We start from the raw sequence: 21,713 nt of genomic DNA on the forward strand, positions 1-21,713 counted from the left end.
TATGTTACATATCATGTTTACATCTTACAGCTCATCTCTTTCATTTCATCCACATTTGTAGACAAAAAATCTTTCGCATGCTACACTGAACTTACATCCACTTATTAATGCTAATTGTAATATATACGGATGTATTGGAGTAATCACATGATGAATCCTGGAGGGATTTTCTATGGACAAATCGTTAGAGCGGCTGCCAGAAGCTGAATATATTGTTATGCAAGTCATTTGGCAGTCCGAGCACCCTATCAAAACGTCAACGATTTTAACTAAGCTTCATGAAGAACAGGAAAAAGATTGGAATATTTCTACCTTGCAGTCTTTGCTCTCCCGCCTGCAGCAGCGCGGCTTTATTGATTTCAGCAATGAAGGCAGATTTAAGCTTTACTTTCCATTAATTGATCAAGAGCTGTATACAAAGCAGGAAACAGAAAGCTTCTTCCACAGGTTTCATCACAACTCATTCAAAAGCTTGTTTGCCTCTCTGACTGGCGGCAAAAAGCTGAGCAAAGAGTCGCTTGATGAATTGACGGAAATTATCAAACATGCAGGTAAACAGCATGATTAAAGCCTGGTTTGCTGTCATATTGGAGCTTTCCTTCTTTGCTTCCATCACCATTATTTTGGCGGCGCTGGCCGGAAAACTTAGCGGTCAAAGATATCGTCCGCAATGGCGTTATTTTATATGGATTATTCTAGCTGTACGACTGGCTCTGCCGATAGATCTTCAACTACCTCAAGCGATTCACATTACGGCGCCGCCTAGCCTCACTCTAGATCGACCCTCCCTGTCAGCCAATGTTTCTGATCCCAATACTATTTTATCAAACCCGGAAATACCAACAACATCGAATCACGAATCAGAAGCAAGCTCATATACAAGCTCTATCGCAACGAAAACGAATTCCAAACCCAACCTGAATGTATCAACTATCATTGCTTGGATTTGGCTGCTGGGAGCAATAGGTTATTTCACTTGGAACATGCTTAAATATAGGAGAATCATGCGCAGTTTAATGCTCCACAAACGGCCAGTAGGTCCTAGAGAGCATGCCATACTGGAAAAAGTGAAATTCAGCCTGGGGTTAAAACAACGTATTGACTTATATAGCTGTTCGATGGCCAGCAGTCCAATGCTTATTGGTTATTTACGCCCTTCCATCCTGCTGCCTGATACTGATTTGACAGATGAACAGCTTGAACTCGTCTTTCAGCATGAATTGATCCATGCAAAAAGAAAAGATTTATGGTTTATCGCACTCATGCTGTGGGTTTCCGCCTTGCACTGGTTTAATCCATTCATTCATTGGATGCAGCGTCTAGCCTATGATGATCTCGAGAAAATTTGCGACAGCCGCGTTATCCAACATGCGGATGTACACACGAGGCAGCTCTATGCCAATACCATTCTTCACTTTTTGAAAAATGACTTTAAACAAAGCTCTTCTTTAACTACTTCTTTTCTAAGAGGTGAGCCTATGATTAAGGAAAGATTCAAGGCGATATTTCATCATCAGCCTAAAAAATCAGCAGCATGGATTTCATGTATCTTGATCGTCATTATTTTAACTGGAGGCACACTCGTTTCTTGTCAAAAACAATCCGCTCCAGATAAAAATGCCGGCAGCTTTACAGATATTTACTCGTTATTTGGATCAACTAAACAAGAGGTGTTTGCTTCTTTATCCCTTAACGCCGACGATAAAGCTGTCATTACAAAATTGGACCCAGACGACTCAAACTCGAAGAGTTATCTTTTGCAGCAGCCTGTACAAGTTCATGGCAGGTCTCCATACCTGCTGCTTCTTTTTCACAATGAATTGCTGTTGGGTTCTGATTATTCCTTCAACAATCACCAGGATGCCTTTGATTTAAGTAAAATGTGGCGAGAACAATTGGTCAAACAGCATGGCGATCCCGACATGATCGAAGGTTTCAGACAGTTGGGTGATTTGATTGCTTTGCCTACCGACCAGTCTTTCCCGGACATCTATATAGAGGAATGGAGTATTTCACTGGAACCGCAACTAGTGTTAGCACTATTATCAGATAGTATAGAAAGATATAAGAACAACCCTAACAAACCACGTACTGTAAAAATTATGGAAGAGAGCATGGCTAAAGATCCTAGCCGGGCTCTGATTCTCCGGTTTAGTATCTCTTTCTATGATGAGTCCCGTGCTACCGTATCTTTGCGTTATTCATTGAATCTCAATCCTTAATGACAAAAAGCCTGCAGCTTATCTATGCGGGCTTTTGCTGTTAAGACCTCTTACGTACAACTTAAATTAACCTATTTATCAATTTCACGAATTTTTATTTTGAGTTTTTGACCTTCTCTTTTTCCAGCCCGGAATACACCTTTACGTTTTCATTATCATTGACAGTTGCTAATATCACATCACGGATTTTCATTTTTGCAGGTTCTATTTTTGTATTCAGCCATAAAAGATCTTTTCCAAGCTCTTGGAGAACTGACAAATCGACTTTCCCATCTATAATGATCGGCCTTGATAGCACAAACGGTTGAGTCGCTAGTTTCAAATCTGCTGGAGTAACCGGCTGGTATTGAGTATCTGTAAAAACCGATATAGTTCCGCCTGGTTCCCAAATGGCAAGGGATACTTTTTGTATATCCTCTACTTTTTCTTTTCTTATTTCTGAAAATAAAAATTCAATAGAAATTCTCGCTTTCGTAAGGTTTTGAAACTGAATAACCCCATTTTTAACAAGTGTGATTGGTGATGGATCAAGATAATGTTTGAAAAATGGCCATTTAAGACTTAACCATGTTGCTGCAATATACAAAACAATTAAAACAATAGTTGTAATCATTGATCCTTTTAATCCTAATTGTTCATCTGAAAGCGGGTGAGCTATTATGTTTCCAAGGGTCATTGCAATAATAAAATCGAGTAGCCTTAATTGAGATATGGACCGTTGTCCCATTATTTTAGTTACAAGAAGCAAAAAAACAAAGCTAACAACACCTCTTAGAATCCATTCAATAGTTGTCAACGTTTCTTTACTCTCTAAAAAATCCAATTTATTCAGCCCTTCCCCTATACCATTAATAAAATTTAAACTCCCCTCATTTTCCAATTTTTATACCTTAATCTGGCACCAACTCCTTCCGAAATGTGAAGCTATCCAGCAAAAGTAAACGCGACACAAGGATAAACGACTTTGCCATCCTTTGGACAGGCGCGTTTACCAATGAAATATAAGAACAGATATATAGTTATAAAAAACTTATACCCTTCATTTATCTTCAAAAAAAAACCACTGAATGAGTGGTTTCCATGTCTTATTTATTAAGCTTATCAATAAAACTAGAAGTGTTCTTCGATTGTAAAAATTGTTCATTTTCAAGATATTTTCTATACTTCTTTTTATAGTGTCTATACTGGAGAGGACTTAATACCACACCAAGACTAAATCCAAAACCAATTATGGTGAGAATCCATTTCAGTTCATACCCATACAGTATCAGTAATGCATTTAATGTGCCTATACTCGCACCATATAGCCCCATTAATAAAACAAATAAAAATTTATAACTAGCCTTACTTTCTACATTTCCCCAAAAACCCGCTATAGAACCCCTGAAATTAAAATCCTTTTTATCATTCATGAATACCCGCTCCTTCAAATATTCAGATGATTCAAGTTCAATATAATTCTTTAACTTAAGATCCGCTATTTGCCAGCTTAATCGCTTCAAGCACGCTTATTTTTCTTCCTGTTACTTCATGAATAAGCTCATCTTTTACATGGTCAATATATAATATGCCGTCTAAGTGGTCCAGTTCATGCTGAATGCAGCGAGCGAGAAATCCTTCTGCTTCCATATAAAACTGCTTTCCCGCTCTGTTCCAGCTTTTAATTTTTACATATTGCGATCTTGTTACCGTTCCTACGTAATTAGGAAAGGACAAGCAAGCTTCAAGTCCGGTTTGTTCCCCGCTTCGCTTTACAATTTCCGGGTTGATCAGCTCAATTAAGCCTTCGCCGCAATCCATGACGACAACCCTTCTAAGTATCCCTATCTGAGGAGCAGCCAAACCTGCGCGTCCATCTGCAGCATAAAGTGTCTCGCCCATGTCATCAAGCAGCTTTACAGTTTTAGAAGATATAGCATCCACAGGTTTACATTTCTTTCGAAGCAATGAATTCCCGAACGGGAGTATGTCTTTCACAGTCATGATGTCTATTCCTTTCAGTGTCATTACTCAATTTACGTTCTTCTTTTGAAACAAAGCTGTCCATAATCCGGAAGAGCCAAAACACTCATTTGGTTGTTCTATATCCTTCATCTTTCGAATTTCAATCACTTGGAGGTCTTTAAATATCGTCTCTAATTTCTCAGGGGTATATCCAAGCCCGCCTTTCAAGCTGCGTTGACGATACACTTCCCAATCAGAAATATCAGAACCGCCTAGAGGGCCGTTTTCAACAAAGCAAGTAAGCCCAAAGTAACCGCCCGGTTTTAAAGCCCGCTGAATTAATGAAACATAATCTATTCTTCGATGCGGTGCGATATGATGAAAACAGCCAGAATCGTATATTACATCATAATCTGAATCAATGATTTCAAGTTCAAAAATGTTTTTGTACATAAAATGAATACAAACGTTTTGTTCTTTTGCTCTCTCGCTTCCCCATTGCAGCGCTTCTTTAGATAAATCTACTGCATCAACCTCGAACCCTTGCTTGGCAAAATATATTGCGTTTCTACCAGGGCCGCAGCCAAGTTCTAAAATCTTACCAGCTGAAGAAAGGAGATTGTTTTTAAAATAATGAACTAAGTTTTCATCTGGCGCATTTACAAAAAAGGGAACCGGCCTCTCTCTTTCAGAATAAAAAGCGTCCCAATTAAATTTAGATTGTTCCTTCAATAGGGAATCAAGCATGGTAAGGACATCATCTATACAATTAATCGTTTCACCGTTTTTTGACACCGTCATACCCCCTTCTACTTCATAATTATACCACTTTTGGTTATCTGCGTTAATAAGTGCAGCATGCATTTTCTAAACAAAAGCTTATCTTGCTCAAAAAATGAGAGAGCATCTGCGATTCACAGATGCTCTCTCATTATGCCTTACAGCTTGACAATTTTCGTTGCGATTTGTTCACAAAACTGGCTGTCATGCTCTACGAATAAAATAGTCGGTTTGTGTTCGAGCAGCAGCTCTTCTAATTGCATGCGTGAAATAACATCGATAAAATTCAACGGCTCATCCCATATATGCAGATGTGCTTTCTCACAAAGACTTTTCGCTAGCAGCACTTTTTTCTTTTGACCGCCGCTAAAGGAAGAAATATCCTTTTCAAATTGCACTCTCGCAAAATCGAGCTTTCTCAGAATCGACTTGAACAGACTTTCGTCAATGTCATTGTTTTTGGCGAACTGGGATAAATCCCCTTGCAAATGCGAGGTGTCTTGCGAAACATAAGATATGATAAGCCCGCTTCCTTTTCTAAAGGTGCCCGTGTAATTTATATCCGCTTCTCCGCAAATAAGCTTTATAATACTTGATTTACCGGAGCCGTTAATGCCTGAAAGCGCAATTCTCTCTCCTGGCTCGATCGTAAAGCTAACATCCTGGCAAACCGTCCGATCACCATAAAATACAGAAATACGTTCAAGTTCAACCAGTTTATTTTTATGAAAAGAAAGCTGTGCAATTTTCAGATTATCCGAGCTTTCAATATTTTTGAGCAGCTTGGACTTTTCCTCCATAGCAGTCTGCTGTCTTTGCTCCATCGACTTAGACCGTTTCATCATTTTCGCAGCTTTATGGCCAATATATCCCTTATCTACCTTAGATCCCGAATTTCTAGTATTATTTTTAGTTTTTTCCACCTCATGCGACCAATCATTCGTGCGTTTTGCAGCCTCTGACAATCGTTTAATATCCTTCTTAAGCTTGTCATTCTCAGCAAGCTCATAGTGATCTTGTCTTTGTTTATTTTCCCACCAGTCAGAGAAATTTCCTCTTTGAACGTCGATATTCGTTCTATTAATGGAGAGGATATGATCCACGCAGTTGTCTACAAAAGCCCTGTCATGAGATACAAGTATAAATCCACTCTTCGAATTCAAATATTCGCTGACGAGCTTTCTGGCATCCATATCAAGATGATTGGTCGGCTCGTCGATTAGAAGAAAATTGTTTTCTTTCAAAAATAAGGCTGCCAACAGCACCTTTGTTTGCTCTCCGTTAGATAGAGTATCAAAAGGCCGATACAGCACATCCTCAGATACTTGAAGCAGATTAAACTCACGAATGAGCTGCCAATAAATATAATCAGGGTAAATCTCTTCAATGATATCAACGGTATTAATTTGTTTGTTTACGACCTCAAACGGGAAATAATCAAAATGAACCTGCGCAGAAATATGACCACTGTATTCGTATTTTCCGAGCAGCAGCTGAAGAAACGTAGTTTTCCCCCGTCCATTACGCCCCATAAAGCCTAATTTCCACGCCGAATCAATCTGAAAGCTTACATCTTCAAATATATTATCGTAGCTGCCATCATAAGCAAATGTTAGTTTATCCACACTAATTAATGACATTAAAGATCCCTCCTGCTGTAATAAAAATAAAGAGCTGCAAGAAAATTATCCTTCTCGCAGCTCAAATAAATACAGCAAATCTAAGCCCAGTCTGGGTTAGATGAGGAAATATTGATTGCGTGAAAAGTTAGAATAATTTTCTTGCATACAAAATAAACTATGCGAAAACAATCGCTGTTTATTAAGCAAGAAAATTCTCCATTATACTTTTCAACTCCAATCTTTGAATTGGTTGTATTTTACCATACTTTAGTATTCGTTTCAACTGTATGCAGCTTTTTCAATTTCGACAAGTAAATATTTACAACATTTTTATTATGTTAACTAATGACATTAAATAAATTATTTCGCCCTCATTTGTTTCCGTCTGATTGATGGCTATATCGATAGCTTGGTCTATTGTTTTAACTGCAGAATTAAGCTATAATTTGTATAGGAACAAATGTTCTAGCGCCGTTATTTTACATACTTTTCAGGAGGACTAATGAAAGGCACTACACATCTTACTATCGGAATGATGATCGGCACAGCTGCAGCCTTTTATTATCCATTTACGATTACCAATGCTACCGCTTATATAGTTGTTGCTTCACTTTCCGCTTTAAGCGCGGATTTGGACGGAGCCAGCCTGCTTAATGCAAAGCTGGGTCCCCTATCCAAATTTATACATAGACTGCTTAATATTGTTGGATGGTTTTACTTGGCATGGCTGGCCTATCTGTATTGGCAAAAAGACTTTTTTAACACGACTTACATTTTGTATGCCGTATCCATCATTTTAATCGGCCTGATATCTTCACAAGGCCTTATCCGCAACCTGCTCGTTTCAATAATCGGTACGATTATCGTCTACGCCGGCATTACGATGCATTTGCCGTGGCTTATCGGTTTTGGTGCTTTCGTTGTAATAGCGCCTTGGTTTAAGCATCGAGGTTTTACACATACAATTTGGGCAGTAATCGCTTGGACTTGGATCGGTTATGGTCTGGAATTGTATCTTGATATTCCCGGTATTATGCGCATCGCTATGCTTGGGTACTTATCGCATCTATTGGCGGATACGTTGACTCCTAACGGCGTGAAGTGGCTCTATCCTTTATACAAAAAAGCATTCAAGCTATAACGGCTTTTCAAGAAGCTCCAGCAAATAATCCTTCAAATCAATCATTCGATTATATTTCGGCTTCTTATCAGTTCCGCTTATTAGTAATGGAACGATTGATTCTTCTTCTCCCAGACTTCCGTGACCGCCTCCGCCTTTATGCGTAGGCGAGTCACGATCAGCAAGCTCATAGCCCGGCTTTGCGCCAACGATCATGAACTGCCCCTCATGTGAGTAAAGCGCGCCATACAATCGGCGCAGTGCATCCGGGTACTTTCCATAGCTAATATTTCTATTTTTTGGGTCGATTTTAAGATCCAACACTTCACCCGCTTGTTCAATCGTCCATTTCTGGTTATATTGATCAATTAAATTCCCATTCGGCTTAAACAACAGCTTCTTATCCGAATCGCTGCGAATGACATGCACATAGTCTTTTTCTTTCCACGAAATGAAGTCGATACGAGGATCCTGGCTTATTTTTTTCGCTAAATCCTCCATAGACATATTCTCCTTAAGCTTATACACATAAGCCATCGTCTCATTTACCGCAAGCACAATATCGGTATGATCCGTAATCTCATCGCCATGACGGTATACTTGGTATTCATGCAATAGAGCTGACAAATCAATGACAGGATTAGCATCCTTCGCATGGATCGGGGTCATCCCGCTGTCGCCAGCTACGATAATAATCGCCTCAGCCAGTGCTTTCTCAAGCGAACCAAAGCTTTGCAGCAATTGCTGCAGCTGTTGATCTACTTTCTTAACGCCAGCTAAAACAGCCTCCTGATCTGAAGGCCCGCTCCTGTGTATTTTTTGATCCAGATCAGGCAAGTAAATATACAAAAAATCAGGCAGCTTGTCAGCTTGAATCAAATAAGCTGCCGTGTCTATGGCAAACTGATTATTTAAACCGATACGGCTGAATATACTCTCTGGCATCTCTTTCAAATCATCAAGTGGATTGGATAGCGTCCCCATAGATAAGTAATCCGGCCCGTTAACTTCAATCTCTGCGGGTAATGCGGCAGAGCCTTGCAGCCACACAGGAATCTTTAATCGGTGCTTCGTATTGCCCCGGTACACTAGACCATTTATACTGCCAGATTTCAATCCACGCCTAGCCAGCTCTTCATACAACGTTGGCAGCTTTTTATTTAAGTGCTCGCCGTTCAAACGAATTAACGCATCAGCTAAAACGGTATGTACACCTTGTCTCATTATTTCCATCGGCCCCGTACCATAGCTTACAATTCGTTTTTCTTGTTCCGAATACCAAACTAAACCAGGCACATGATGAGCATCTGGGTACGATCCTGTTAACAAGGAGCTGTCGATCGTTACAGACATTGTTGGATAAGAACTGACCATCTTGTTATGATACTGCCCTTTCTCCATTAAAAATTTAAACGTAGGCAGTTGGTTTTGCTTAACCCCGTTTTCAACAGCTTGCGGCATAAGAGAATCTACAAGCACAAAGATAACCTTTTTCTTTTCATTGTTTGTGGATTTAACATGCATAATATCTTGCTCTTTATGGATTGGCTTCTGACTTTGACAGCCTGATACAGCCAAAACAATAGCAGCAATTATTAGTACTGCTTTTGCTTTTGCAATAATGGGTCTCACACTCCTATTCTAAATTGCTTCATGTTCAATAGGTTGGTCGATCCGCGAGCATTTATTCGTTGAAATATTAAAAACTGTGCGCAACACAAAAAAGAGTGTTAGATGCGAAGACCATTATAGGCGCAAGCACTCTATTCACTCTTTTAACTGATGATGATAATCGCTTACTGCAAAGACTCGACTATGTTTCGGATAATCGTGATGCCAACATCCTGGCTTGATGACAGAATGGATTCTGGATGAAATTGCACGGCTGTTATTGGCAGTGACTTATGACGAATCGCCATCACGACGTTGTCTTCTGAAACAGCTGTAATACTAAGGCATTCTGGGACGAGGCTGGCATATAAAGAATGATAGCGAGAGACGGTAATCTCTTTTGGGAGCCCATGCCATAAATAGCATTCATCAATAATACGAACATTCGCTCTCTTGCCATGCTGCGGATAGCTTAAAGTACTTAATTGCCCTCCGAAATATTCAACGATGCCCTGCAAGCCGAGACAAACTCCAAACATCGGAAGTTTATGCTCCAGGCAAAGCGCGATCGTCTCCTCCAAAGCAAATTGCTCCGGCTTTCCAGGGCCCGGTGATAAAACGACAAGATCATAGCCCGCTGTACGAATTTGCTCTCTTGCCGCTGCTGCTCGATAGGTTACAACTTCAGCGCCGGTTTGCTTAAAATAATTGCCTAACGTATGAACGAAAGAATCCTCATGATCGACGAATAAAATACGTTTCCCTTTGCCGTTTTTCTTCAAATGAGATGCCGTACTCCTGTCTTGCTCTTCCCAGCCGCGTATCGCTTTTAACAATGCTGCCGCTTTGGTCAGCGTTTCCTGTTCCTCTGCCTCTGGGTCCGAATCAATATGAAGGGTAGCTCCAACTTTGATTTCGGCAATGCCATTTTTTATTTTGATCGTACGCAATGTTAGTCCCGTGTTCAGATTTCCATCAAAGCCGTACATCCCGACAGCACCACCGTACCAGCCCCGCGCGGCACTTTCATGATTTTCAATCCACTGGATCGCTGCTCGTTTGGGGGCTCCAGTTATCGTAACCGCCCACATATGGGTCATAAACGCATCAAGCGCATCAAATTGCGGTTCGAGACAACCTTCTACATGATCGACGGTATGAATAAGATGCGAATACATTTCCAATTGTCTTCTGCCAATGACATTTACAGAACCAGGAATGCATATACGCGATTTATCGTTACGATCGACATCCGTACACATCGTCAACTCCGCTTCATCCTTCGCGGAATTTAAAAGCGCCACGATACGCTCCGCATCCTCGATGGCATTGCTGCCTCTAGGAATCGTGCCTGAGATGGGGCAGGTTTCAATCCGGCCTCCTTCTACTCTGACATACATTTCTGGCGATGAACCTACGAGAATTTCGTCGCCTAAATTAACAATAAAGCCATAAGGGCTTGGATTTAGCTTTTTTAATCTTTTAAAAATGGCAACAGCAGAGTCTTTACATATTTCGTACAGCGTTTGTGAAGGAACGACCTCAAACAGATTGCCTGCTTTAAACTGCTCCATCGCTTTTCTTACTAAATCAGCATAGTAACCTGCTTGATAACTATATTGGAAAGGAGCTGATGCATTAGCCTCATTTGTTTGGATAGAGGTCTTCATGCGCGGAATAGCGACAGTCGATTTTCCATCTTTTTCGAAATCATAAGAAAGCTGATATGCGAGTGACATCTGATGATCAACGATTACTAATTGATCGGGAATAAATAATACCATATCCGATGAGTCAGCATGTCGCTCCTGTTTAAATGCAATGGATTCAAGCTGAAACACTAAATCGTAGCCAAATGCGCCATAAAAACCCAGAAAGGAATCTTCCGAACAATAAAATAAATGCTTCAAGGAACGCATGACATGAAAAATAGAAGGCTGCGCCGTTCTTTCTTCTTCGCTAAAAACGTCAGCCGATTGAAGGATGCGTCCTTCCAGGCAAGTAGACAACAGCATACTTACTTCGATTATTTCCAGCCTAGCCAGCTGCTCATAAAGCATTGGAAGCAATATTTCGCCTCGCTCATCAAGTGCCTCTACATAAAAATGGTAACCGACGGAACGTATTTGAATTGGCGGATTAACAAAACCGATGTCCCAGCGGGAATATCTGCCGGGATATTCGTAGGAGCTGGAAAACAGCGCGCCTTTGGCGTGATCCAATTGTTCCAAAATAGAATTGGTTGCCGTTTTGTAATCTAAAGGCTTCGTCGTACGTGAAATTAGAATGCCTGCTTGTGATTCGTAATGCTGCTGCTCAGAATCATACGTAAATCGGGATAAAATACTGTTCATCTTAGAAACCTCCATTTTCATAGAGGAGAACAGGGGATGTGGAGTTGTAAGGAGAATATTGGATACATGCTTTAAAATCCGCAACTCGGCTCTAGCTCGGCTCTTCCTGTCTCGTCTCAGCTCAACTAAAATCTATACTCAATTATAGAATATAACATAAATTTGGAAGAAAACAACATTAGCTTATCGAAAGAAACCCCAAAAGATCAGCTAAGATCTTTTGGGGCACTTTCTATTTATTACAGAGCACATTCGTCTAAATCGATTATGCCTACCTGCAGATTTGCCTGCTCATCCGCAAAAGTAAAGCTGATCTTGCGGCTGTCTGGACTGAAGGAAGGGTGTGGATGGCCCGGGTGCTGGTACCATATAGGCAGCTCACAAAGCATCCTTGAAGATCGTTTTTCCAAATGGATCAGTACAATCTTGCTGATTGCCTCCTGCTCAATTGTATCCGCAACCGCCCATTTCCCGTCTGGACTTAACGATACATGCCAGTAGTTATAGTCGCCGTTAATTAGCGACGCTTCACTACTCTGTTTATCTATCCGGTGCACACCAGTAGGTTTTAAAGGACTTTGCGGGTATTTAACAAAATATAAATAATCTCCGTCCGCAGACCACATCTCATGCCCGACAAATTCAACCAACTCTCCACCTTCGAGTTTTTTCTGATGGTAAGCATTTTTAATTATGCCGCTGTCTGTATCGATGATATAAATCCGGTCGGCAATATATTCTGTCTGTCCTTCATGCGAAAAGAATATTAAATGAGGATAAGCAGGATTAATCATCGCATGATTAGCTATAGGATAAGGCTCGGCAAAGCCTGGGCTGGCCGCTTTCTCCACCAGCCCGTTTGTTATATCAAGAGTGCCAATCGTCCAGTCGTTTCCTTTACGCCAATAAATCCCCATCTTTTTCCCGTCATTCGTAATGGAAAGAGGCCCATATACCGTTTCATCTGGATTAAGGGTACATACTGTACGGGTTTGACATGTGATCAAATTAAATTCATAAATTAATGGTCCATCGTAATAATAAAAAACATCCTGTTGCGATACAAGCCCGCGTCCCCAATCCAGACGCTCTGCGATAACCTCAGTTCTTCCATCCATAATATCTGTCTTGATATACTTCCCTTTTTTTTCTTCATCGATCTGGGTGCAAAGCAACATATGCCGGCTGTCACTCATCCAACTCATCGCCGTAAAATATTGATGGCTTGTGTCAACGCCTGGCTTACCCAGAACTTGTACAGTCAACCCTGTCTTTTGGTCTGTAAACTCGGTTTTAGCAAGCATACGCTTCTCTCCTCTCTCACCAGAGCATGGTTTCGTATTCGGTTATTGCTTTAGCAGTCTAAGTAACAATACTGCCGCCTCAGCCCGAGTCGTCTTTTCGCCTGGGGCAAAGCGATTGTCACCGCGTCCTTGAAGCAAGCCTGCATCCCGGACTGTTTTCACCGCTGCCTCAGCCCAAAACGGAATAGCATCCGCATCAGCAAAGTATCCAGCAGCTGCGTCTGACTTATCTGTCCGTACTCCCGCAATAAGCTTCAGCGCTCTATCTGTCATTACAGCCAGCTCTGCGCGTGTAATCGGCCTTTGTCCGGCAAACGAACCATCGCTGTAACCTTGTAGCAATCCGAAGCGGGCTGCCATGTACACCTGCTGTTTCGCCCAGCCTGGAATCAAACTATCGTCAGCAAATACCTTGCCGTCTGTCTCGCCAGGAAGCTGCAAAGCGCGGACCAGCATAACGGCAAATTCAGTTCGGGTCACTTCCCGGTTCGGCTTGAACGATCCGTCCGGCAGCCCATTAATCAGCCCTTTTTGAGCCGCTTCTTGAATGGCTGCGGCAGCCCAATGTCCGGCAATATCCGTAAATTGTACGGTTTTCGAGCCTTCGCTCTCCTCTGTTCCATCTGTGCTGCCATCAGCAGGAACGATTAACGCCACAATAGCCGTTAGTTCATGCAATTGGGCAATTAGCCTGTCCGCTTTTACTTCCGTATCCAACGCTTTCCACTTCCCGGATTGAGCATCATAAGCATACAGCACCGCATTTTCATCCTGTCCCAATTGCTCCAGATCAGCTTTTACACTCACTTGAACCGGATGCTTAAGCTCTGTATCCTTATTTTGAGCAAGCTCATAAATTTTCCCAAGCGTTGTGATAGTTTGCTTTGGCAGCTCCGCTATATGCCCGTCAAGCTCCATTATCGTAAATATAAGCGGCTGATCAGCAGTACCTGCTGGAAAGATTAGCTCAATTTGATCTTGAAATGATAGTCTGCCCGCAGCACCGGCTGGCAGCTCAAGCTTTCCATTCGTTGATTTATACTCGCCTGGAGTATACGTATTTCCCGGCAATACCACAGCATTTTTTTCAATTTCTATTGTGACAACAGCAATATTAGAATAGCCGAAGCCATCGTGAACACGGAATGTAAAGCTGTCCTCTCCACTTACCCCTTTGTTCGGGGTATAGAGGAATATTCCATCCTGCTCGTTCAACTGTGCTGTACCCAGTTCCCCATCTCTTACAAGCTCATAGCTTATCACCGTTCCTTCTGCATGCTCGGCGACCAGACTTCCTGTCAATGCCTTGTCTGTGCTTGTTTTAAAAGCAGCATCATGTGCCTGCGGCTGACTTTCGGTGTGAATCCACTGCATCGAGCGGAACAAGGAAGCCCGCTTCTCGGCTCCGATGCCAGAGGCCCACTCTACCCATCCGCGCCGTCCGTTCCCATCATTGTCATTTACTAGCAAGGAAAAGCTAATAACCTCGCCTCGCTCAGGCTTGATCGGCTCCAGCTCCTGCCACGGCAGCGCAAGCTTGTAAATCGTACGTTTCTGTTCCTCGTCCCGTATCACTTCAGCTTTAGCAGACTGTACAGGCTCCGACACTTTTCCGATCAGATTACTCCAACGGTGCACATGCGTGCCATCCGGCGTATCTGCAATGCCAAACTCGTACCACCCCTTACTCTCGCCCGGAACTCCCGGTACTATCGCAAATTGAATACTGTCATTATTCCAAATATCTGCCCCGCTTGCAGGAACAGCGTGCATATCATCTTCTACGTCGGCCAGCAAATAAAAATATTCTGAATCATACTGCAGCCATATATGGCCAGTAACATCAATACTGCCGCTATGGCCCGATTGTAATATCTTTTTCCCTTTTGCCAAATCAATTGTTGGCAGTAACTGTTCTTCACCTTCGCCATCTTCTTTCCCGACTGTGCCGTCACCTCGCATAATCGGATTAAAGCTTAGATTCCCATTAAATTGAAATGGCAAGCCGGATTCGAAATCGACTTGAACAGCAGCAGGCAAATCAGTTCCCATCGGAACTGCCTCTAACGGAATATTGAACCGGCGCTTCTCCCCCGGCATAATTTGCCCATTCAATTGCTGTCTGCCGGACTTATCGCCCAGTGACCAAGATACAGCTGCCGCTAATAAAGACTTGACCTTGCCAAAGTTTTCAATCTCAAGTTCCAGAGATTGATTAAAGCTGCCATCTTCATTAAATGAAAGTATCGGCTTCACTTTCACATCGCTTGCCTCAAAAGCATTAAATGAATGACGCAAGCGGCCTATCGTTTGTTCACCGTTTTTAATCGAAATAACAGACGAACGGAAAGCAGTATCACGTACCGGCGATACCGTGATGCGTTCCGAGGAGCTGTTTCCTTTTACAGCTGCAATGGTATAGCTGTTGCCCTCCACCGCCAATGCAACCTTGAGCTCACCGTCAAATTCTTCATTATTCATCTGAACGGTGAAGCCTGTTTCATCCCCGATAAAGCTTTCTTCACCTATTACAGTGAACGTATTATCGCTTGTGATGCTGTCTAGATTTCCTTTTAAATAGAGCAGCTCGCCATTTAGCGTCAAATAAATTTTGCCGTTATATGGCACGAACTGTTCTGTATGGCCGGTTATATCGGTAATTTGAAGCGGTTCATCCGTAAGGATAACAGCATTTGTATCTTCTACGGCCCAAACTGCTCTCAGCTCCTCGCCGTCCCGTTCAAACAGAAAGCTTTTTATATCGCCTCCATAGCTTTCCTCTTCAATAAATGCAGCATTAGTCAGCTCTCTCGTCATTGCAGCATACGCTACATACGATGGTTTAGGAGTATGAGCGCCAAGCGGATCATCTTTAAAACGGACCAGTCCGAAATTATGCTCGTTATAATCAGCTTGCAGACCATCGTTCATCAAGTTATACCATACGATTTGTTCAACACCTTGCGACAAGGCGATGACATAAGCCCGCGCCAGAAAATCAGCCTGCGTCTTCTCATCTACCCCTATAGCTGCCTGATGCGTCGGCCATCCAAATTCTGAAATCCAGATCGGCTTCAGCTCGCCATCATTATATTCACGAATCAGCCCTTTTAATTGCTCCAGCTCCACAGCCATCCCTTCCGGCGCACGGTCCTTTACTACGGCGCGTCCATAACGGTAAGGATGAACAGCAATATTGTCGAGATAATTCATGCCGCCAAGCTTTAACACTTCCTCTATCCACTCCAGATCGATACCCGCACTAACCATTCCGCTGACAATAAAGTCAGAATGAGTTTCCTTTACTGTTTCATAAGTCTTTTTCAGCAGCTTATAGTAATATTCCGGTTTGGAATCTGCCGGACTATTGCCTCTTTTGCCAAAGCCGCCGTTAAATTCGTTGTATACCTGCACACCGACCAGTTGATCTTTAAAATGCTCAATATAAGCATTTACATAATTAGCAAAGCCCTCACGTCCCGCATCTGTATATGGCGTCATATTATTATCATAAAGCGGATGATTGTATCCGCTTACAAACATGCTCTTCAAGCCTTCTGCCTGCACAAAAGACATAAATCTTTCAGGCTGAGGCGTAAACGTATATTGCCCCAGTGACTTTTCGATGGACCATTCATAACCGCCGCGCGCCGTTTTCGCTCCTGCGTACCTGATTAATCGGGCCAGCTCGCCGCTCCACCCAAACGATTCTCTATGCAAATGCGCAGCAATGCCGAATGGCGAATCCTCAACTGCATCCCAATCATAATCGGACAGCAAAGCAAAAGGAGTCTTAAGCCGAACTGGCGTTCCATCTGCTGACTGTGCAGACAGTTCCAGGGTATAGTAGCCAAGCTGCAAACCTGGCAATTGAATGATCCCACGGCCGTCGCTTGCAATTTGTGCGATTCCATCACGAACCAGCTCACCGTTCAAATTATAAACCTGCCAGATCACTTCCGAAAACCTGGTAGAAACATTAAAAGCTACCAGCTCATTATCCAAATAAATATTGCCCATTACAGATTGTTTGATTGCTAAATCCGGGATATTTAAGTCAGCCGTAATTCTATCAACTAGCATGCTTGCAGTAAGCTTCCCGTCCTTTATATCGTTGCGGTCTATCATGATCGCAATTTTCTTCGCGGGCGCATTCCATTTGCCGTTAGCCGCTCCGCCCCAATACTGGCTTGAGGTTATCGGATCTACAACAACCTGCTGCCACTCAGCTGAATCCTGCAAGTTAATCTTCTGCTGGAATACTTGACCTGTTGCGTCAGTTGTGCGGATACGCACAGCTTTCAGCTCCGCTGTTTTTACCCAAAAGGCATATTTCCCCAGCTCCAGCGCTTCAAAGTCTTTGCGCATTGCCGTATATGCAGCTTTATCTTTACTGCTTTGCGAAAAATCAGCGCTCAGCTTCCCTGCATGCCCGCCGGTATACTCATCTTCAAGCTCAACGATTTCAAAGGCTCCTTGTATATTCGGCTGCTCGCCAAAGCTATACTCCCAATCATCATCACCCGTTTCAAAATCACTGATAACATATTGAAAATCTGCTGCAGAAGCTGCGGTCTGTTCATCTCCTCCGGCCTCAGCCGCAAAACCACCCGGCAGCATAAGCAATTGAAAAAATAAAGCTATTGCAATAATAGAAGATACTTTAGAAGATATTTTTTTATTAGAAAACATCATTTCTCCTCCTGTTCTTTTATTGCGTTTTATTTCGTTCCCGATATTCAGTTGGCGTAAGTCCTGTCATCTTCTTAAAAATGCGGACAAAACTGTTCACGTTGGAGTAACCGGCCTGCTCTGCAATGTCACGAATTTTCTCCTCTGTATCTGACAGCTTGCGCTTGGCATGCCCCATCCGCAAATCTATTAAATAATCAATAAAATTGCACTCCTCCTGTTCCTTGAACAGCTTGCTCAAATGAGAGACGCTTATATGAAACTCGCTGGCAATTAAATTAAGCGAAAGATCATTACGCATATAGTTTTCTTGGATATAGTCCATAACCTTGTCAATTACATCATTCTTCTCCCGGTAGCTGCGTTTTTCCTTAATGCTGTTAACTAATTGCTGCAGCGCGGTAACGGTGAACTGTTCAAGCTGCTCAAGCCGTTCGTACTGATTCAGCATCTCCACTAAAGATTGTTCAGGAAATACACCGCTAGTATCCACTCCGATATCAGCTGCAACTGTAGCTGCCTTCATCAAGCATTGCACAACAAGCTGCATAATCATTTCTGAAGGAACGCCATTTTCAGCTATAGCCTCAAACCAGCGTTGGAGCTGCTGCTGCACCTTTTCTGCATCCAGCATTTTAACGGATGCTAGGATGCCGTCTGTCATCGCACTGAGCTTATAGAATTGAGGGGAAGGGTCACTGACAATATCCTCAAGCGTAATTATCGTATTGCCCCCCATGACAAGCTTGTAGCTAAGCGCCTCTAATGACTGCTTGTAAGAGCGGTGTATGTCCTCCAGCTGCTGTACCGGCCCGCCAATTCCTATCGTAATCGTTCGGTTAAAATACTCGCGGACAAACTCTTTCATCAAATCAGCCGTTGCCACCGCCCGCAAATAATGGCGTCCTCGGTCCTCCTCGCCCTCGAAGCTCATAATAACAGCACATTTTCCGTTATCCAGCTCTGCTGCAATCCCCTGGCTTTCTGCATTCATCAGCTCTTCCGCTACATTGCATAGTGCATAAGCATAAAGATGCAAATCTTGCGGAGATGCGATCTGTTCCTTATTATCGAACTCAATACTCATCACTACAAATTGATCCTCAAACAAGGAAACTTTGAGCCGCTCCATATAAGCTCTCATAACAGCTTGATTGTTGCCTTTTCCAGCAAGCAATTCCGTCATAAGCCGCCACTTGATAAGCGGCTTGCTTTCCAATACCTGCTTGTGTAATTGCTCGCGGTCATCCAGTATGTCCTGTACAACATACTCAAAATAATGAAAATCATCCGTGTCTTTTTTGAACTCATGCTTGATCAGCTTGCCTCGCATGGATTGAATAAACCGATTCATCGGCCTTAAGGTCCAGCGTCCGACAAACGCTGCCGAAACCGTCACAAAAACAAACAGTACGGCCGCCAATATGATCAAACCATTTCTGAATACAGCAAGCGGTTTCGTTAGCTGCACCTGCGGCACTACACGAATCATCGTCCAATCTGTATAGGAGGAATGAATGTAAAACACGGAGGAGCTTGCCTGTTCCGCTTCCGCTATAAAATGACCGCCTGACAAGCTGGTATTTAGTATGCGGTCGATATAAGGGAACTCGCTAATATCCTTGCCAAGCTTGCTTTTATCGGAATGAAGCACAACGACTCCCTCTTTATCGATCACAAACGTCTGTCCGTCATCTGCTTCCTCTGCCGACTTTTTAATTAAGCTGTATAAGGAATCTTCCTTTACATTAAAAGCGATGGCCCCTTTCCTCGATCCAACTGGATGGATAAGCGGATAGGTTCGGATAAGAGAAACGACGTTTTTGTAAATCGGGTACTCCGAGCGGTTCGCTATCATTCTTTTGAACGAAATCCATTTGTAATAACCGCCGTAATCCTCGAACTGCGAGATCCACTGCAAATCATTGGCCAGAGCATCACCTGACAAAATATTGCCTGACACTAGACGCTGCTTCGTATAGGAGTACATATCTATCGTAAAAATATTGTCCATGCTTTGAATCGCATTGGTCATCAGATTGTTAATGCGCATCTGATTATTTTTAATCTCCTGCTCCGTCATTTCATAGTCGAAAAAACGGATAACCTCGTCGTTTTTCAGCAGCTGAATCGTCAGCTTGTCAATATATTGCAGCGTATGATCAAGCTTATGATCAACCTGCCTGAGCAGCTCCATATTGGTATCGACGAGCTGCTGTTTGAGCTTATTGTTCAATACCGTGTACGTAAAAAAGATAGAGGTGGAGACAAGGAAGAACAGAGTGAGCGCCAAGATCACAATTGCTTTCAAATACCTCTGATTTTTTAACAGCTTCATATCTGTTCTTCCTCTCCCTATCCATCTTTGATGTCAATACAGCACCTAGATGCTGCTATTAAAAACTGCTTTTATTGTCCTCATACCACTGCTGCGCGATTTCTTCAGCTTTCTTGCCGCCAAGTCTTTCCCATTCCTTGCGAATTTCGGCAATCGCCCACTGCCCGTCATACTTTTCTCCTTGCGTAACGGCTGTAGCACGCGTTTCCTTGATAAAGGTATCCAACGTTGAGCGAATCTCATTAATTTCATCGAAGCTAGGCTGGAAAGGAATATCTCTGCGGAATTCATTTTTAAGTGCCAGCTTGATCGATTCTACATTCAAATGCGCAATTTTTTGCGATAGCTCATCATCAGCTGCCAGTGCGATTAAATCTTCTGGATTAATGACCTGCTGGCGCAAAACAGCATACTCTCCCGCATACAAAACTTCCTTATTGAATTTGTCCATATTCATTTTTTTCGGAACACCGTTTTTGATCTCATGATGGACGCCTTCTTCGCCATATGCGAGCGTAAACCAGCCGCCGTCAATTAGCCAATCCAAATATTCAACTGCAGCCTTTGGATTTTTCATTTCTTTGTTAAAGGTTACAAAAATATTAGGCGCTGCTTCTTGATAAGCACCGAATTTACCGTATGGCGAAGCGACCATTTCCAACGGAACGGGCTGTGCTTCTGGAATATTAGTGAGCAAATCCTGAATCATAATATCGTTATTACCGGCACCCCACTGTCCCATATAGATGCCTGCTTTCCCTGTCGTCCACAGCTGCTTGGCGCGCTGGTTGTCCTTATCTGTCAAATATTCGCGGTCTACGAGCCCCAGCTCATAAAGCTGCTTTTCAAGTCCAATCACATCGGCAAAACGGTCAAGCGTAGCTCCGTAAGTCATTTTGCCGTCCTCTACGTACCACATAAAGTTCATGGCTCCATACATCGCAGAGTAAATATCATTCGTTGTATGGCCTACAATAGGCGTGCTTCCCTTAAAATGCTCTTTGAACGCTTTTGCCACCTCGATCAGTTCTTCAACCGTTTGCGGCTGCTGCAGCTTCAGCTCGTCAAGCCAATCCTGGCGAATCCAAATACCATGATTAGCAATCGCTGTGCTGGGACGCTTCGCAGTAACGGCATACATTTCACCGTTAAAGGTTAAGTGAGGCAGCAGGTCCGGGTTTTCCTGTAAATATTTTTTGTAGGATGTGCTGTATTTTTCAATATAATCACCGATCGGCTGAATAACGCCTTGTGATACAAGTTTGCCGATATAAGAACGGTCAAACTCCCATACCAAATCAGGGGCCTGGTGGGATGCAAACAAAACATTCAAGGAATCCTGTGACTGATTGCGTGGTACAGGTACAATCGATACATCGATGCCGGATTGCTCGCGAATCCATTTTACCCAGCGGTTATCCTCGTAAGTACCTTCATCACTGGACACTTGGCCGCGGTCAAACATGGAAATGCTCACTTTTTTCGGAAGCCCTTCATAGGGATCCTTTCCTTCATTGCCTGCATCTGTATTTTCACTGTTTTGCGGCATTGGAGATGTATTTCCTTCATTGGCAGGACCTTTCGTTCCATCCCCGGAACATGCTGACACCAGCATGACAAGCAGGGTCAGTACGGTCATCAATAAATACCCTTTACTTACTTTCCTCTTCTTTTTTTGCATGTTAGACCTCCTAATAGCTTTTTTATTATATCAAAAAGTGCAGCA

The 21,713-nt window shown here is 42.7% G+C and carries 14 protein-coding genes; 3 read left to right on the forward strand and 11 right to left on the reverse strand.

What is annotated here, in order from left to right:
* The first annotated feature begins 172 nt into the window (after positions 1-172).
* Together V1L65_RS05590 and V1L65_RS05595 are read left to right on the forward strand one after the other, a co-directional pair.
* Positions 173-568 (forward strand): BlaI/MecI/CopY family transcriptional regulator, encoded by a 396-nt coding sequence (locus tag V1L65_RS05590; protein ID WP_331698100.1) that lies wholly within the window; start codon positions 173-175, stop codon positions 566-568.
* Positions 561-2,222 (forward strand): M56 family metallopeptidase, encoded by a 1,662-nt coding sequence (locus V1L65_RS05595; protein ID WP_331698101.1) that lies wholly within the window; start codon positions 561-563, stop codon positions 2,220-2,222. Before V1L65_RS05590 ends, V1L65_RS05595 begins: the two co-directional genes overlap by 8 nt.
* A gap of 94 nt (positions 2,223-2,316) precedes the next feature.
* Here V1L65_RS05595 and V1L65_RS05600 read toward each other — a convergent pair whose 3' ends face one another.
* The 5 genes from V1L65_RS05600 to V1L65_RS05620 all read right to left on the reverse strand — a co-directional run bounded on the left by V1L65_RS05600 (position 2,317) and on the right by V1L65_RS05620 (position 6,586).
* Positions 2,317-3,045 (reverse strand): DUF421 domain-containing protein, encoded by a 729-nt coding sequence (locus V1L65_RS05600; protein ID WP_442955674.1) that lies wholly within the window; start codon positions 3,043-3,045, stop codon positions 2,317-2,319.
* A gap of 262 nt (positions 3,046-3,307) precedes the next feature.
* Positions 3,308-3,634 (reverse strand): hypothetical protein, encoded by a 327-nt coding sequence (locus V1L65_RS05605; RefSeq protein WP_331698103.1) that lies wholly within the window; start codon positions 3,632-3,634, stop codon positions 3,308-3,310.
* A 55-nt stretch (positions 3,635-3,689) separates the two neighbouring features.
* Positions 3,690-4,205 (reverse strand): peptide deformylase, encoded by a 516-nt coding sequence (def, locus tag V1L65_RS05610; RefSeq protein WP_331698104.1) that lies wholly within the window; start codon positions 4,203-4,205, stop codon positions 3,690-3,692.
* Positions 4,206-4,232: 27 nt separating this feature from the next.
* Positions 4,233-4,913 (reverse strand): class I SAM-dependent methyltransferase, encoded by a 681-nt coding sequence (locus tag V1L65_RS05615; RefSeq protein WP_331698344.1) that lies wholly within the window; start codon positions 4,911-4,913, stop codon positions 4,233-4,235.
* A gap of 191 nt (positions 4,914-5,104) precedes the next feature.
* Positions 5,105-6,586 (reverse strand): Lsa family ABC-F type ribosomal protection protein, encoded by a 1,482-nt coding sequence (locus V1L65_RS05620; RefSeq protein ID WP_331698105.1) that lies wholly within the window; start codon positions 6,584-6,586, stop codon positions 5,105-5,107.
* Positions 6,587-7,070: 484 nt separating this feature from the next.
* Here V1L65_RS05620 and V1L65_RS05625 point away from each other — a divergent pair, with 484 nt between their 5' ends.
* On the forward strand, positions 7,071-7,709 hold the full coding sequence (locus tag V1L65_RS05625) for a metal-dependent hydrolase (RefSeq protein WP_331698106.1): 639 nt from the start codon (positions 7,071-7,073) through the stop codon (positions 7,707-7,709).
* Here the strand turns inward: V1L65_RS05625 and V1L65_RS05630 are convergent.
* The 6 genes from V1L65_RS05630 to V1L65_RS05655 all read right to left on the reverse strand — a co-directional run bounded on the left by V1L65_RS05630 (position 7,704) and on the right by V1L65_RS05655 (position 21,668).
* Positions 7,704-9,320 carry an alkaline phosphatase family protein gene (locus tag V1L65_RS05630; protein WP_331698107.1) on the reverse strand — a complete coding sequence of 539 codons (1,617 nt, stop codon included), beginning with the start codon at positions 9,318-9,320 and terminating at the stop codon, positions 7,704-7,706. The two genes, V1L65_RS05625 and V1L65_RS05630, sit on opposite strands and share 6 nt — an antisense overlap.
* A gap of 164 nt (positions 9,321-9,484) precedes the next feature.
* Positions 9,485-11,653: an anthranilate synthase component I gene (locus V1L65_RS05635; protein WP_331698108.1), complete on the reverse strand. Its 2,169-nt coding sequence runs from the start codon at positions 11,651-11,653 to the stop codon at positions 9,485-9,487.
* A 239-nt stretch (positions 11,654-11,892) separates the two neighbouring features.
* Entirely contained in the window at positions 11,893-12,957 is a 1,065-nt protein-coding gene (locus tag V1L65_RS05640; protein ID WP_331698109.1) for a TolB family protein, read from the reverse strand.
* 42 nt (positions 12,958-12,999) lie between these two features.
* Positions 13,000-17,652 (reverse strand): S-layer homology domain-containing protein, encoded by a 4,653-nt coding sequence (locus tag V1L65_RS05645; protein ID WP_331698110.1) that lies wholly within the window; start codon positions 17,650-17,652, stop codon positions 13,000-13,002.
* Positions 17,653-17,668: 16 nt separating this feature from the next.
* Positions 17,669-19,987: a helix-turn-helix domain-containing protein gene (locus V1L65_RS05650; RefSeq protein ID WP_331698111.1), complete on the reverse strand. Its 2,319-nt coding sequence runs from the start codon at positions 19,985-19,987 to the stop codon at positions 17,669-17,671.
* A 58-nt stretch (positions 19,988-20,045) separates the two neighbouring features.
* Positions 20,046-21,668: an extracellular solute-binding protein gene (locus V1L65_RS05655; protein WP_331698112.1), complete on the reverse strand. Its 1,623-nt coding sequence runs from the start codon at positions 21,666-21,668 to the stop codon at positions 20,046-20,048.
* Between the last annotated feature and the right edge of the window lie 45 nt (positions 21,669-21,713).

The organism is Paenibacillus sp. IITD108 (assembly GCF_036541265.1).
In the GTDB taxonomy this organism is placed as follows: domain Bacteria; phylum Bacillota; class Bacilli; order Paenibacillales; family Paenibacillaceae; genus Pristimantibacillus.

Excerpts from the sequence above, each read along its gene's own strand:
- V1L65_RS05590 (WP_331698100.1), top strand. The coding sequence starts at position 173 with ATGGACAAATCGTTAGAGCGGCTGCCAGAAGCTGAATATATTGTTATG.
- V1L65_RS05595 (WP_331698101.1), top strand. The coding sequence starts at position 561 with ATGATTAAAGCCTGGTTTGCTGTCATATTGGAGCTTTCCTTCTTTGCT.
- V1L65_RS05605 (WP_331698103.1), bottom strand. The coding sequence starts at position 3,634 with ATGAATGATAAAAAGGATTTTAATTTCAGGGGTTCTATAGCGGGTTTT.
- def (WP_331698104.1), bottom strand. The coding sequence starts at position 4,205 with ATGACTGTGAAAGACATACTCCCGTTCGGGAATTCATTGCTTCGAAAG.
- V1L65_RS05615 (WP_331698344.1), bottom strand. The coding sequence starts at position 4,913 with ATGCTTGATTCCCTATTGAAGGAACAATCTAAATTTAATTGGGACGCT.
- V1L65_RS05620 (WP_331698105.1), bottom strand. The coding sequence starts at position 6,586 with ATGTCATTAATTAGTGTGGATAAACTAACATTTGCTTATGATGGCAGC.
- V1L65_RS05625 (WP_331698106.1), top strand. The coding sequence starts at position 7,071 with ATGAAAGGCACTACACATCTTACTATCGGAATGATGATCGGCACAGCT.
- V1L65_RS05635 (WP_331698108.1), bottom strand. The coding sequence starts at position 11,653 with ATGAACAGTATTTTATCCCGATTTACGTATGATTCTGAGCAGCAGCAT.
- V1L65_RS05640 (WP_331698109.1), bottom strand. The coding sequence starts at position 12,957 with ATGCTTGCTAAAACCGAGTTTACAGACCAAAAGACAGGGTTGACTGTA.
- V1L65_RS05645 (WP_331698110.1), bottom strand. The coding sequence starts at position 17,652 with ATGATGTTTTCTAATAAAAAAATATCTTCTAAAGTATCTTCTATTATT.
- V1L65_RS05650 (WP_331698111.1), bottom strand. The coding sequence starts at position 19,987 with ATGAAGCTGTTAAAAAATCAGAGGTATTTGAAAGCAATTGTGATCTTG.
- V1L65_RS05655 (WP_331698112.1), bottom strand. The coding sequence starts at position 21,668 with ATGCAAAAAAAGAAGAGGAAAGTAAGTAAAGGGTATTTATTGATGACC.